Source organism: Thalassoglobus neptunius, assembly GCF_007859735.1.
Classification (GTDB): domain Bacteria; phylum Planctomycetota; class Planctomycetia; order Planctomycetales; family Planctomycetaceae; genus Thalassoglobus; species Thalassoglobus neptunius.
Genome location: NZ_SIHI01000019.1, coordinates 17,809 through 29,540 on the forward strand (window position 1 = coordinate 17,809; position 11,732 = coordinate 29,540).

The 11,732-nt window shown below is 59.0% G+C and carries 14 protein-coding genes; 1 reads left to right on the forward strand and 13 read right to left on the reverse strand.

What is annotated here, in order from left to right; translation table 11 throughout:
• Positions 1 to 2 precede the first annotated feature (2 nt).
• The 7 genes from KOR42_RS18625 to KOR42_RS18655 form a co-directional block, all read right to left on the reverse strand.
• On the reverse strand, positions 3 to 470 hold the full coding sequence (locus tag KOR42_RS18625) for a hypothetical protein (RefSeq protein WP_146511356.1): 468 nt from the start codon (positions 468 to 470) through the stop codon (positions 3 to 5).
• Complete coding sequence (locus KOR42_RS18630; protein WP_146511357.1) at positions 471 to 944, reverse strand: hypothetical protein; 474 nt, start codon at positions 942 to 944, stop codon at positions 471 to 473.
• A gap of 12 nt (positions 945 to 956) precedes the next feature.
• Positions 957 to 1,319: a hypothetical protein gene (locus tag KOR42_RS18635; RefSeq protein ID WP_146511358.1), complete on the reverse strand. Its 363-nt coding sequence runs from the start codon at positions 1,317 to 1,319 to the stop codon at positions 957 to 959.
• A gap of 27 nt (positions 1,320 to 1,346) precedes the next feature.
• Positions 1,347 to 1,850 carry a hypothetical protein gene (locus KOR42_RS18640; protein WP_146511359.1) on the reverse strand — a complete coding sequence of 168 codons (504 nt, stop codon included), beginning with the start codon at positions 1,848 to 1,850 and terminating at the stop codon, positions 1,347 to 1,349.
• 91 nt (positions 1,851 to 1,941) lie between these two features.
• Complete coding sequence (locus KOR42_RS18645; RefSeq protein ID WP_146511360.1) at positions 1,942 to 2,622, reverse strand: hypothetical protein; 681 nt, start codon at positions 2,620 to 2,622, stop codon at positions 1,942 to 1,944.
• A gap of 86 nt (positions 2,623 to 2,708) precedes the next feature.
• On the reverse strand, positions 2,709 to 5,474 hold the full coding sequence (locus KOR42_RS18650) for a S49 family peptidase (RefSeq protein WP_146511361.1): 2,766 nt from the start codon (positions 5,472 to 5,474) through the stop codon (positions 2,709 to 2,711).
• Positions 5,475 to 7,070, reverse strand: a complete 1,596-nt coding sequence (locus KOR42_RS18655; RefSeq protein ID WP_146511362.1) for a phage portal protein — start codon at positions 7,068 to 7,070, stop codon at positions 5,475 to 5,477.
• A gap of 26 nt (positions 7,071 to 7,096) precedes the next feature.
• Between KOR42_RS18655 and KOR42_RS18660 the strand changes: the two genes are divergently transcribed.
• Complete coding sequence (locus KOR42_RS18660) at positions 7,097 to 7,282, forward strand: hypothetical protein (RefSeq protein ID WP_146511363.1); 186 nt, start codon at positions 7,097 to 7,099, stop codon at positions 7,280 to 7,282.
• 208 nt (positions 7,283 to 7,490) lie between these two features.
• On the opposite strand, the gene KOR42_RS18665 is transcribed toward KOR42_RS18660, so the two are convergent.
• The 6 genes from KOR42_RS18665 to KOR42_RS18690 are packed head-to-tail and all read right to left on the reverse strand — an operon-like array spanning position 7,491 to position 11,732.
• Complete coding sequence (locus KOR42_RS18665) at positions 7,491 to 7,931, reverse strand: hypothetical protein (protein WP_146511364.1); 441 nt, start codon at positions 7,929 to 7,931, stop codon at positions 7,491 to 7,493.
• Positions 7,928 to 9,898, reverse strand: coding sequence for a terminase gpA endonuclease subunit (locus tag KOR42_RS18670; RefSeq protein ID WP_146511365.1), 1,971 nt, complete (start codon positions 9,896 to 9,898; stop codon positions 7,928 to 7,930). Before KOR42_RS18670 ends, KOR42_RS18665 begins: the two co-directional genes overlap by 4 nt.
• On the reverse strand, positions 9,895 to 10,443 hold the full coding sequence (locus tag KOR42_RS18675; protein WP_146511366.1) for a hypothetical protein: 549 nt from the start codon (positions 10,441 to 10,443) through the stop codon (positions 9,895 to 9,897). The genes KOR42_RS18670 and KOR42_RS18675 overlap by 4 nt, the downstream gene beginning before the upstream one ends.
• Positions 10,444 to 10,761, reverse strand: a complete 318-nt coding sequence (locus KOR42_RS18680) for a hypothetical protein (protein ID WP_197441337.1) — start codon at positions 10,759 to 10,761, stop codon at positions 10,444 to 10,446.
• A gap of 50 nt (positions 10,762 to 10,811) precedes the next feature.
• Complete coding sequence (locus KOR42_RS18685; RefSeq protein WP_146511368.1) at positions 10,812 to 11,207, reverse strand: hypothetical protein; 396 nt, start codon at positions 11,205 to 11,207, stop codon at positions 10,812 to 10,814.
• A gap of 6 nt (positions 11,208 to 11,213) precedes the next feature.
• A complete protein-coding gene (locus KOR42_RS18690; protein WP_146511369.1) occupies positions 11,214 to 11,732 on the reverse strand; it encodes a hypothetical protein in 519 nt (172 codons plus the stop codon).

Below are 11,732 nucleotides of genomic sequence, written 5' to 3' on the forward strand. Positions count from 1 at the left end.
GATCAGCTCCTGCGTTTTCGTTTACGTCGGTACTGGGCCTGCTTGGCGAGCTGTGGGAATCGACGCTCGCGGTAGGCAATGTTCTCTTTGCGTTCCTCGGGGGCGTGGGCCTCGATCTCACGTCGCTGAGTGACAGTCATCTTGCGGTGGGCTCGGGCTTGCCAGCTCCATCGCGTGGAGGTTTTGCGGACTTTGGAACTGCCCATGATCGCCCGAAACAGTTCACCAGTCGCGTAGTTCGGACGCAGAGGATCCTGTCCCTTCTTGACCTTGGCCTCCTGGGTTCGAATTGTTCTCCGAAAGTATCCGTAAGCGCCTGAGTTCGGGTTCGTGAACCTGTTTTTCGCGAAGTGCCTGGGGACTCGTTTGCGATGATGCCGTTCCCCAAGTTCGGCATTCATTCGAGCGTTGATCTGTCGGGCCCCGCGGGCCGTCACCAGGTCGGTTTCGAGTGTGCTCTTCACGCGCATTTACTCGACCTCCCCGGTGAAGTAACAGGTCATGAACTCCGCTCCCTCGTTCATCTCCGGTTTGGCGAAGACCGCGATTTCCTCGATCGTGATGGATCGCAACGCGAGATAGGTCCCGGTCCCCGAAATCGACTCCAGGTCGTTGAGCAGACCTTCGACCAAACCTGCAAACCAGCGGTCCCGGGCGGCGTAGCCGGTGACTGCTCCCGGAATGGGGACTTCGACGGCGATCCAGATGGTGAGCTGGCTCGTCGACCAGCCGGAGCTGCTCGATTTGACCCGCGTCAACGGAGGCTCGATTCCGACGATGGCTCTCGGGATGGGATCGGAGCCATCATCCTCGGCATCCATGAAATAGATCGAGTCGAGGGCCTCGGTCGCATCCTCGGCATCGACGATCGTCTGAAACGTCTCCAGGTTGGAGACAAGTGTTTTGACGTTGTCGATGACAGCTTGCACGAAGTTCTGCGGCATCCCTCGACCTCCTTACCGATGACGACGAGGGCGACCGTTGCCGGTTGTCCGCAGTTGTTCGCGATTGACGATGCGAATTGGGAGCAGCCCCAGTTCGGCGACTCCGATCGAGACGACATACCAGTCACGACCACCGATGGTGAACTTGTCCTTGCGGGTGATCGTGACCGAATCCGCCACTTCCAGTCGGGCGTAGATCTCGTATCCGTCACCCCGCTCTTCGTCGCGGTCCTCTTTCTCCTCGGGAAAGAACGCTGCCGTGATCGTCGCACTCGGCGCAGACCCACCGGGGTAGTGCGTGATCCCCTCGGCGAAATGATCCGCGTTGAGGAACACACTCCCTGCATGTTCGTTGATCAAGTCTCGCAGCGTCATGGGATCTCGGACGTTGAGGAGGTTTGTTTACTCGGTGAAGTTCTCACCGTCAGTTGAGGTTTCAATCTGCTGCTTTCGGTCCGAGGGGCCGCTTTCCTGATTCTCGAACTCACCGCTCTCGTTGGGGAGGACGTTGTCGAGTGCGCGCTTCACGCGCGGAGACAACTCGGAAAACTCGACCCCGTCGGACTCGTCCGTGTGCGGAGCTCCGATCAGTTCCAAAGAGACCAGGGACGTGGGACTCTCGCCCCCTTGCGAGACCTGTTGCACCGGATGCAGGAGGTAAAGCCCTCGAGGAATCTCGATCGTCTCACCGGGTGTGATTTGCAGCACCGGGTTTTTCGTCGGGATCTCGGGTGTCGCCAGACCGAGCAGTCTGCGCACGACGTGAAGCCGTGCGTTCGCTCCAGCTTCGATCAGTTCGGACTGCTGATCGCTGGGCAGGGAATCGAACCGTTTCGTCGCTTCGTCGGTGTCAACCTGACACTGTTTGACGATGATGGCGATTCCGTAATCGCGATTGATAGTCATGGTGAGTTCTCGAAGGGAAGAAAGAAAAAATGACCCAGCGGCCGAGTCCCCTGGCAAGGATCAACACTCAGCCGCCAGATCAACAGGTGAACTACTGGCGTCGACGCCCGCGAACGTACATGTTCGTGATCGTGACTCCATCGACGTTGGCATCGGCCGTTTTCTGCAGCTGGACAAACGGCTGCAGGCCACCGGCGTAGTTGGCCATCGAGAATGTCTGACCGATGGCGACCGGCTGTCCGTCGATAAAGAACCGCACGTCGCGTTTGCCGGTTCCAAACGAAATCAGGAAGTCGAGATACTCGTTGATGAGCGACTTTCCGGTCGCGACATCGTTGTTGTCGGTTGCGCCGTCATCGGTTTCGAGCACCAGGGCGGTGGTGTCATCCGCTCCGATCACTCGGAACAGGGCCGCTTCGGTAATCGAGTCGATCGCGTTATTGCGGGCGGAGGTGAGTCCGAACGCGAGCTGCGTCGTCGCGTCGAGGGCCGCCTGATTCATTTTGAGACGAAAGTACGCCTCGGTGATCGTGTCGATGTCGAACTGGAGGTTGTCCCCCATGTGGAGGCAGAGATTCTGGATCTCGGCCTGCGAGTCGAACGCCATGTTCACCGCTCCGGCATTCTCGCCCGGCACGAAGTTGTAGCTGGGCGAACCGGCGGAGCTGGTGTCCGCGATGATCAGTCCGTCGACGCCGTTACCCGACGTGGGCAGGGCACCATCGTGGGCGAACGACGGCTGCCAGTGGTAATGGTCTTTGCTTTGACTCATGGTCGCGATCCTCGCTGGAGGCAGAAAACAGAAGAAACGAAAGCCCCTGATCACGCGCGTGATCAGGGGTGAAAGAATTCGCCGGTTTACGCTTCGCCGGTGTGGTCCTGCATTCCGCGGAAGTCGAGCGGCTTGGATCCGACCGCGAAGTACAGGCGATTCCCGCCGCCAAGACGGGCGAACGATTCCTCGCTTTCCAGGACGGGCGCTTCCAGTCCCTCGAGATAGGCGTACTCGACTGTGTCGCAGTCCGAAGCGTCGGCAGCGGTGATGAATCGCGTGTCCGAGCCTCCGCTGGCGGCGTCGAGTTCGGGTTCGACGATCGGCTCCAGGCGATTCTCCCAGGGGTTATTCGTCCCCGAGTTGCCGCCGGTGTTGATCGCCACACTTCGGGAGCTCAGCGCGGTCAGGATGATGTCATCGAGGGCGGAAGGGTACAGGCAATACTTCTGGACGAGGTTGAGTGCCCCCGATCCGTCGTCGTCGGTATTGAGTCCCCGTTGCTGACGCATCTTCCGCTGCATGACTCCGAACGCATTCACGTAGTCGGCAGGAGTCGTCAGGGCTCCGGTCGTCCGGTTGTTGTGACCGCCGCCCGCAATGGATGTCCCATTGAACAGGGCGATATTATCGGCGAGGGCCAGGTTGTCCTTCAGGTGCTGATAGATCAGCCGGTTCTCTTTGCGGATCATCGATTTCCCCATCTTCGTGGGGACATCCATGAACGCTCCGAGCGAATCGTTGAGAACCATTTCCCAGGTCCAGGTGAACATCTTGCCCCAGATCGTGAGGCGGTACTGTTCCTTCCCGTCGGTCAGGGTCGTTTCATCGAATGACCCGTCTTCACCGATTGCGGTGGGATCCGAGACTTCCCCCGCGAGAACACGATGGACAGGCTTCATGTCCTGGATGTCTTCGCCCCGATGTGCCCAGAGCTTAAAGGTCGTGCGTCCGCTGTCCCAGCCGTTCCGCAACGTCACATTGGCAGCGTCGAGGAAAATGTTCGTAAACATTCCCGAGACATTGAAACTTCCGCTGGCAGCGTACAGGCTGCCGAGTCCCATTTCTCGGGGGTTGGCGCCGCCGACCAGACGTGCGACCGTCGCTTTCGGCAGGTTCATCACCCGGGCGGGATCGGCTCCGCCCTGGACGAGGCACTTGCGGGCGATCGCCACAGGGCTGCTCATGTCGCGGTTGCGAGTGTCCGGAGTGAACGGAATGTACTCGCCGCGCTGACGATCATAGATCTGCTGTGGCTGCCCCCCGCGGAGTGTCGCGGTGACAATCTGATCGCGGGCGGCAGCAACCATCTTGTCGGTCGCATCGGCGGTGACAGTGACGGGCAGCGACGCTCCTGCAGGAGGGTTCGCGGCCGTCGTGCGGGCATTGATCGTGTCGAGCACCTGACGAGTGGTTTGCGGACTCGCTTCGTGCGCAGTGATCAGCTCGGATTGCAGTTCGAGCCGTTCCTCCACAGTGAGTGATCCGCCAGCTGTGGCGACGAGCCCGATCAGATCGGAGATCGAGAGTTCACTGGAGCGTTGTGCGGCCTGCGCCGAATCAGTCAGAACTTGCGTTCGTTCCAGTGTGGTACTGGCGGCTGTCGTGTTGCGATCGTGAGCTTGCTGGTCGGATTTCCATCCGAGGGCTTCGAGGATCTTCTCGTCGGTGTCGGGGACTTTCTGACCGTGGGCTTCAAAGTGTAGTTTGAGGGCCGCCATCGATTCCTCGGCTGTTGCGAGGGCACCGATCAGGCCAAGCTGGAGTAGTTTGTAGCGGATTTGTGGGTTCATCGCAGCGAGACTCCTTACAGGTGTTTGGGCAGCTCCGCTGCCAGGTGGGGTGCTTTCATGAGTGATGGTTTTGCGATCCGATTGACCGAACAGTGCTCGTTCGAGGGCTTCGTCTTCGCGAATCTCAGGAGGTCGACCCGTGACGCCGAGTTCTGCCAGCAATGCACCGAAAGTCATGATTCGGTCGATCAGCCCGACTTCGAGTGCTTCGGTTGAGTCCATGTACCGACCGTTCCCGTATCGGGTGGTCACAGTCTCTGTGTCGACTCCCCGATTGCGAGCCATCGTCTGCAGGAACTGTTGATGAGACCGATCGACTCGGGCCTGTAGTTCCCCGCGATGGAGATCGGAGAGTGGTTCGCAGGGCATTCCGCCCGCTTTGAATTCCGTTGAGCGAACCACGGAATAGGTCACACCTTCGAGCTTGTTCTTCTGGGAGACTTCGCGGTGGACAACGAGAACTCCAATCGAACCGATCGCCCAGGCCGAAGGGGTCGCGACGATCTCGTCGGCTGCCGAGGCGATTTCAATCGCGGCAGAGCAGCAGAGTGGATCCACGAACGCGATGATCGGCTTCGTCCCGCGGGCGGCATAGATATGATCGCTGAGTTCCTGGACTCCGGAGATCTCCCCACCTGGCGAATCGCAGTGGATGACAATCGCTCCGACAGAATCGTCATTGAGAACATCATCGAACGATCGGGAGAACGACTCGACAGCAGTGCCTCCCGAGTGACGAGTCATCAGGTTGGAACGCTGCACAATCGTTCCGTGGAGATGCAGGATGGCAACCCGCGATCCCGATTCCGCTCCGTTCGTCCGGCTGATCTGACGAGAGTTCCCCACTGCCAGGGGTTGGAACTCAACCAGAGGAGCGTGTTCATCAGGCAGTGTCGCTTCGGGAGGATCCTGACCGTCGATCACAGATTCGATCAGAGCGGTGATCTCGCCGAGTTTCGATGGAAGGATCGCGAGAGGTTGATCGTAGATCCGGGACTGGATCCCTTTGAGTTGGCGACGTCGACGTTTGCGTTGAGCGGTGGACAGCGGGCGCGGCATCTATTCCGTCTCCTGTTGTTCGGGGGAGTCCTCGGGAGTCTCTTCGGGTGCTGAGCTGGGAGCAGGCTCGGCCGTAGCAGCCAGGCCCGAATCCTCCAGTTCCCTCTGTTCGGATTCGAGAAGTTTGCGGGACTTCTTCCAGGAGCGCCCTTCGGTCCCCGCGATCTCGGTTCGGGAGACGAGTTTGTCGGCAATCCGCTGATGATTTGCGGTTGCGTCGTCTTTGGGGTTCGGAGACTCCCAGCCGGGTGCCTGCCAGTCTTGAGCGTCCAGCAGTTCGTCCCGCTCCTGCAGGTACTGTGTCGGAGAGGGAAAGCCCGGCGTCAATGCGCCCACAGCTGCTCGATCGAAGCGTTCCACTGTGGGATTCCCGAAGTGGCAGATCGAGAAATCCTGCATCGGCCGAAAGCGTTTTTTGTCACCACCGCGTGTCATGCGAGCGGCGGAGAAATTCGCCTTGCCGTAGTTGCGAGTCAGTTCCTGCCAGGAGAGGTTGGCTCCAATGGCAATCGACTCTTGAATCAACGTGACCCATGTCACGGCGTCGCCGCCGGGAACATTCGGACCGGTCCCTTTGATTTCATCTTCCGGAGATCCATGCCAGATCATCCCCGATTGATGTTCATCGATTTTGTTGCCAGCCAGGTCGGTCAGGTAGCCATCCTGACTCTGCACACCATTGTCGTCGTTCGAGGGAGTCGCCGTCGTAATCATGTACGCCCATTGCGACTTGAGCGTCGACGCATCCAGCTCGTTGTCGGTGATGTAGCCGAGTGACCAGATCCACCTGAGCGCCTGTTTGAGCAACGTTGTCCCGCGCTTCTGTCCCGTCCGTTCCTTCATGTATCCGTATTCGCAGGTCTCACGAGCGAGGCGGACCGTGGCGAGTGGATCATGGGTGAGATCGTTGGGATGCGATTTCAGAACGTGATAGGCCACAGTGCGACCGGTCGCGGGATCAATTTCATGTCCCTGATGGATCCGGTTGGCCGTCTTCGGATTGCCGGGAACGGTCTGCAAATGATCGGCGAATCGCTCCTCGGGGATCAGTTCGAGCGAGATCGGAATTCGCTGGGATCGACGGGGACGATCCACAAAATGAATCAGGCATCCACCACCAACGAGTATCTCACGCAGCCATGTCTGCTGTAGTCCGTAAATCGTCTGCTCGCCGGTCAGGTCGGCCTCGCGAGTCGAGTGGGCCGTCAGTCCGCCCCAGCGGTCCCAGGCCTTCGACCAGTCTTCGCCGTTCTCGAGGTGATTGCGGTGCGGAATGATGCCGCATTCGATGACGTTGGCGACATAAGACTCGACGGCGCTCTTGGCCCAGGGGTTGTTGAGGTAGAGATCCCAGGCCCGTTCACGGAGCAACTTGCCATCCATCGCAAACATGCGATTCGGACCGATGGTCCCCGGTCGCCAGTCGGCGGACATTCTGTCCAATTGTCCGCCTCGATAGCCTCCGCGTCCTGATGATCCCCAGGGAAACATCCAGAACGGATCGCTGTCCGACCGTGGCGATCGAGCTGCGGTTTTGGATTGACCTGCAAATCGAAAGGCCTGAACTGCGGCCTGTAACCTCCGAAACAGATTCATCGACGCCCCCGCCTTGGACTGCCGAGATGAATGCGTCTGTTACTCGCAGCGACTTCCCTCTTCAACCTGTCCCGCTGATCGAAGAGTTGTTCGAGCAACCTCGGAAAATCCGCCCGTTTCCAGGATCGATTCCCGTAGGAATACTCCTGCGTCGTGTCCGAGTTCATGGCCTGCAGCAAGTTCGCGATCGCCGCTTCGACTGCTGTCAGTAGAGATTGGGGAGTTGTCATGGCCCCACTGAACCACTAGCCGCCCAAATTTCGAAGACCAGTTTACCAGCGCTGGTACAAGATTTTGAAAATCGTGCCCCCGCAAACGAAAGAAAGCGTGATGAGCCCAACGACTCATCACGCTTTGCCCGGTTCCCTCGTTCCACGAAGGGCAGTTTGATCCTACCGACAACCTGTCGGCTGGCAACAACTAGTCGACAAGAAAACGACGCAGGTCGTTAGCGATCCCGTTGGCCTCGCTCGATTCGAGAACCACATATTCCAGGCCCGACCCGTCGTCGACGCGAGGAGCCTCTTCGAGCTGAGTCGCCAGTTGCGACAGGTAGGCTTCAATCGCATCATCTGTGATCGGACGCTGGTACTTGTGACCGCAGGTGTTGCATTTGCAATATCGGACCGTTTTTCCGGTCCTGTAGACCACTGTCCCAGTGTGGCCGGGATGAATCGGGCAGGGGCCAGCCTTTGAGACACCCCGCGGCCGTTTGACAACTTGCCCCTCTTCCACTTCTGGAACGCCTGCCTCTTCTGGCCCCTCAGCGGTCTTGCCGGTGGGTTTGGCCTTCGGTGGTTTGGCTTTCGCTTTGGGCGGTTTGGGCTTCGCTGGTTTCTCTGGTGTCTTCGTTTCGGTCATCGGTCTGCCTTTCCTGGCGTCAGTCCTGGAGGGCGGCGGAGAGTCGGACGCAGACGCGCTCCCTGCCAGGTGTTCTTAGCGGCCGATTTGGCACGCCGAGTCAAGTTTTTCCAATTGCGTCCGTTCGCTGTGTGGTACCAGGCGAGGATCACGGAATATCGCCAGGCATCCCGGAAGTGTTGATCATCGTACCGCTTCTTCCAGCTCGATCCGTCAAGATAATCTCCGAGCAAGTGCTTGACGAGGTCGATCTCACTGATCGTCTGCCCCTGCAGGGCCTCCAGCGGAATCGAGTACCAGCCCGGGTCCTCGCGTTTGATCATCCCAGTCAACTGATCCTCAACCCACTCCTGGGACCGCTGAGTGTTGGCTGTCAGCAGGTCGAATCGTTTCGCTCGCAGCCGTCGGCGAATCTCGTGTTGATTCAAACCATGCCGCTGCAGACCAGGGCGATACATCTCCGGAAAGTCACCGGCGACGAACGGCCGGTCGGGATCAATCGAGGAGCCTTTGATCGGCCAGGTTGCTGGCAGCTCCTTGCAGAGTTCGTAGACTTGATTCGTGATCGACCCCGAGTCAAATCCGCTAACAACGGGACGCAGAGGATTTCCGCCGTCGGCGTGTGGATAAACAGCACTGCGAATCACGTCGAACATCTCGTGACGGTCCCAGGCGATTCCCAGATCGACCAGTTGCCCGCGGGCATGGGATCCCCAGGCCGAGACCCACCAATAGAAGATCAGCTCTTCGGCGATGCGACCGACGTCCCCTGCCAGTGTCAGAAACACCGCCCACTCCGGGCAGATCCGCAATGGGTCATCAACTCCGAGTCGCAGGATCACCTGATTCGGCTGAACAGTCACCGGAGACGGGTCAAACGTATTGCCTTCCCAACTGTTGACAAAGTTCTGCCGGGCCTGCCGACGGTTTTCCGCTGCGAGCAGGCTCTTCACGTATTCTTCCGCGTAGACGCCGATCGTCACTCCAGGGAGCAGCGAATGCAGCGTCGACAACGGTCCGAACGAAGCATGGTGCCCTCTCCGAGCAGGCTCGCCAGTGATCTTGCCCTTTTTGACGACGCAGCCTTCCGGCACCCAGAGACCAGCGTTGAGCATTTCGTAGCGGTGATGCTCTTCAATTTTCTTGTCGCACTTCTCGCATTCGTACCAGGCGGTTTCGCGAGCCTTGGCGGCCGAGAGCTTGCCGTCCTTCAGCTTCTCAAACTTGATACCGCCTTTCTCTTTGCCGTTCCCGGTGCGCAGTTCCTGGAAGTGATTGCAATGTGGGCAGGGGACCATTCTCGCCCGGTTGTCCCCGGCCAGGCGTTGCTGCTCGATGAACGAACTTCCCGTCAACGATGGAGTCGAGATCTGCAGCACTTTGCGACCGACGTATCCTTTCGTCCGCTCCTGCATCAGCCAGCGGAAGTCCGCTTCGGTATCGGTCGAACGCTGCTTCATCTTGTCGGTTTCGTTCAATACGACAATGAACGCACCATAGTCAGCAGCGGTCGCTGCGGATCCCGCCCAGGCCCCGTGCACGACACAGGTTGTCAGCGTCATGTGATCGTTGGTCCGTCGATGCGGAGGAGGACAAACCTTCGAGAGCGACTCGCACGAATCGAAGAGTCTCCACATTCGATCGAGCACTCGCTTGGTCGATTTCTCATCCGCGTCGGCAAAGGCCATCGGATGCGGATCGGTGTCGGCAACCTTGGCGATGCAGCCTTGAGCCCAGACCGTTTTGCCGATCTGAGCTGCGGTCTGCAATGTGATGATCTCGATCTCCGGATCGTCGAAACACTCGCAAGGTTCCTTGAAGTGCGGAAAGAGATCGAGTCGGTAAAACCCTTTGAGCTTGGAGTCGCCGGTCAGTTTGAGTTTCGAGGTCAGCCACTCTGCTGTCGCGATGCGTTCGCGTGGCAGAATGCATTGATAGACTTCAGGCGCGAGGACGAACGAGATCATGTCGACGACTCCTGATCGACGAGCTGCAGGTCCGCGGCCATTGCCCGCTCTGAGAGTCGGGTCGCGAGTTGTTCCCGTCGTCGATTCAACTCGTCTGTGATTCGTTTTCGCAGATCTTTCCGGGCCCTTGCGGGAACAACTGCGGCCAGCAGATCCGGAAGCTGATCACACCAATCCCCCAATTCCGTCAAGACTGTGGAAGCGAACAGTTCGACCGCTCTGCGTGGAACCAGTTCTCCCTGTTCGCGTTTGAGGATCAACTGCTTCCGTTGCACCTCGACGAGTTCGCGTTCGAGTTTGGCTTCGCCGGTCCGCATCTTGAGGGCGACGGCCGCTTCGCGAAGTTCGCTTCCCTTTTTGCCAAGCGACTCCTGCGCCTGGCGGATCAGAGCGATGTCGTATCCGGACTTGGTCCGACCGCCATCGGGAAACCAATCTTCCTGCTCCCAGTTGCGAAGTTGCCGCGCAGTGATTCCGAGTTCGTCAGCCGCCGCAGACTGCGTTCGAATTCGCTTCGTCGATTTGCTTCCGCGTCGCGTCGCCATTCACCGATCGATTCCGATCTGCGGCGAGTTGCCTCGCCAGAGGAAGGAAGGAAATCGTTTATTTTGTTCCTTACGGACAGATTTTCCGCTAGGGAACCACCGCGCATAATGGCCCCCGGCTGCCGGGGGAACCACTCCGCCCACCGCATGATTTATGCGGCTAAAGTCGTCGCCTTGCCCGGTTTCGGACTCACCCACCGCATAGTTTATGCGGTCGTTCGTCGCAGATTCCTCGCCTTCGTCGATGCAAACCGCAGCTTTTATGCGGTCCGATTTCGCGAATTGTTCGCATTCGACGCTGGCGAGGGCATGAATCATGCGGTCGATCATCGAGGTTGAGCGGGTTTCGAAGTGGCACGTCGCATGAATTATGCGGTCGGCACTTCCTCGAACAGGTCGTATTCACCGCTGCTGGCCTTGCTGGCGGCTCGCTTCCAGCCCTTCGTGAGACGCTGGACGATCCGACCATCGGGTAAACGGCCGACCCGGGCATCACCGAAGGCTGTCGAGAGTTGTCCCTTCAGCTCGCTGGCCTTGCGTCCGGCGGCGTCGCCTTTGCGTTTGATCGACTGTTGCTTCTGCAGGTTGTCGAAGGCTTTGGCGGCGTCTTCATCGAGCTCGATCTGATCGAGCATCGGAGTCGGTTTCTTGGCTGGCATGACGTAGTCCCATCCTTGGGTCAATGAGAGGGCGATGACAACCATCGCCACAGAGTGAATCAGATCGCTGACGATGCTCCCGATCATGGTGCCCTGCGCGATCAATCCGAGTTATCGGACACTGGTCTCCACGACGAGACCATCATCGTTCTTGGTGTGCTTCTCGAGATACTGATCGATCGACCCTTGGAAATACTTCCAGCGTCCATCGCCCACCGGATACCACAGCACCGGCCAGATGTAACGACCACGCTGATCGAGGACCGGAGACGTCGACCGCACAATCGGCCGCAGTTCGAAGGGGAGTTCGTCCCGTCGCCGTTTGAACTGTTCGCAGGCCGGGCAGGGAAACGTGGGCGTGATCAGGAACGCCGTCGGTTTCTTGTGCGGTTCCTTTTCGACAAGCTCCTCCTCTGCCTGATCCGTGTCTGCCGGTGCGAATGTGCGAAATCGATCGACTTCGCCATCCGCGATCGCCGTCGGGAGCGAATCGAACGTGCGAAACATCTCCACAGACCGCCCCTCCACAGGCGGCAGCATCGGTTCCGCAAAGAGACGGAAGTCCGGGTCACCGGCACTGATCACCCGCGTGATCAGCAGGACCAAAACGAGCAGGATGCAGCGTGTCAT

Excerpts from the sequence above, each read along its gene's own strand:
- KOR42_RS18625 (WP_146511356.1), bottom strand. The coding sequence starts at position 470 with ATGCGCGTGAAGAGCACACTCGAAACCGACCTGGTGACGGCCCGCGGG.
- KOR42_RS18630 (WP_146511357.1), bottom strand. The coding sequence starts at position 944 with ATGCCGCAGAACTTCGTGCAAGCTGTCATCGACAACGTCAAAACACTT.
- KOR42_RS18635 (WP_146511358.1), bottom strand. The coding sequence starts at position 1,319 with ATGACGCTGCGAGACTTGATCAACGAACATGCAGGGAGTGTGTTCCTC.
- KOR42_RS18640 (WP_146511359.1), bottom strand. The coding sequence starts at position 1,850 with ATGACTATCAATCGCGATTACGGAATCGCCATCATCGTCAAACAGTGT.
- KOR42_RS18645 (WP_146511360.1), bottom strand. The coding sequence starts at position 2,622 with ATGAGTCAAAGCAAAGACCATTACCACTGGCAGCCGTCGTTCGCCCAC.
- KOR42_RS18650 (WP_146511361.1), bottom strand. The coding sequence starts at position 5,474 with ATGCCGCGCCCGCTGTCCACCGCTCAACGCAAACGTCGACGTCGCCAA.
- KOR42_RS18655 (WP_146511362.1), bottom strand. The coding sequence starts at position 7,070 with ATGAATCTGTTTCGGAGGTTACAGGCCGCAGTTCAGGCCTTTCGATTT.
- KOR42_RS18660 (WP_146511363.1), top strand. The coding sequence starts at position 7,097 with ATGAATGCGTCTGTTACTCGCAGCGACTTCCCTCTTCAACCTGTCCCG.
- KOR42_RS18665 (WP_146511364.1), bottom strand. The coding sequence starts at position 7,931 with ATGACCGAAACGAAGACACCAGAGAAACCAGCGAAGCCCAAACCGCCC.
- KOR42_RS18670 (WP_146511365.1), bottom strand. The coding sequence starts at position 9,898 with ATGATCTCGTTCGTCCTCGCGCCTGAAGTCTATCAATGCATTCTGCCA.
- KOR42_RS18675 (WP_146511366.1), bottom strand. The coding sequence starts at position 10,443 with ATGGCGACGCGACGCGGAAGCAAATCGACGAAGCGAATTCGAACGCAG.
- KOR42_RS18680 (WP_197441337.1), bottom strand. The coding sequence starts at position 10,761 with ATGATTCATGCCCTCGCCAGCGTCGAATGCGAACAATTCGCGAAATCG.
- KOR42_RS18690 (WP_146511369.1), bottom strand. The coding sequence starts at position 11,732 with ATGACACGCTGCATCCTGCTCGTTTTGGTCCTGCTGATCACGCGGGTG.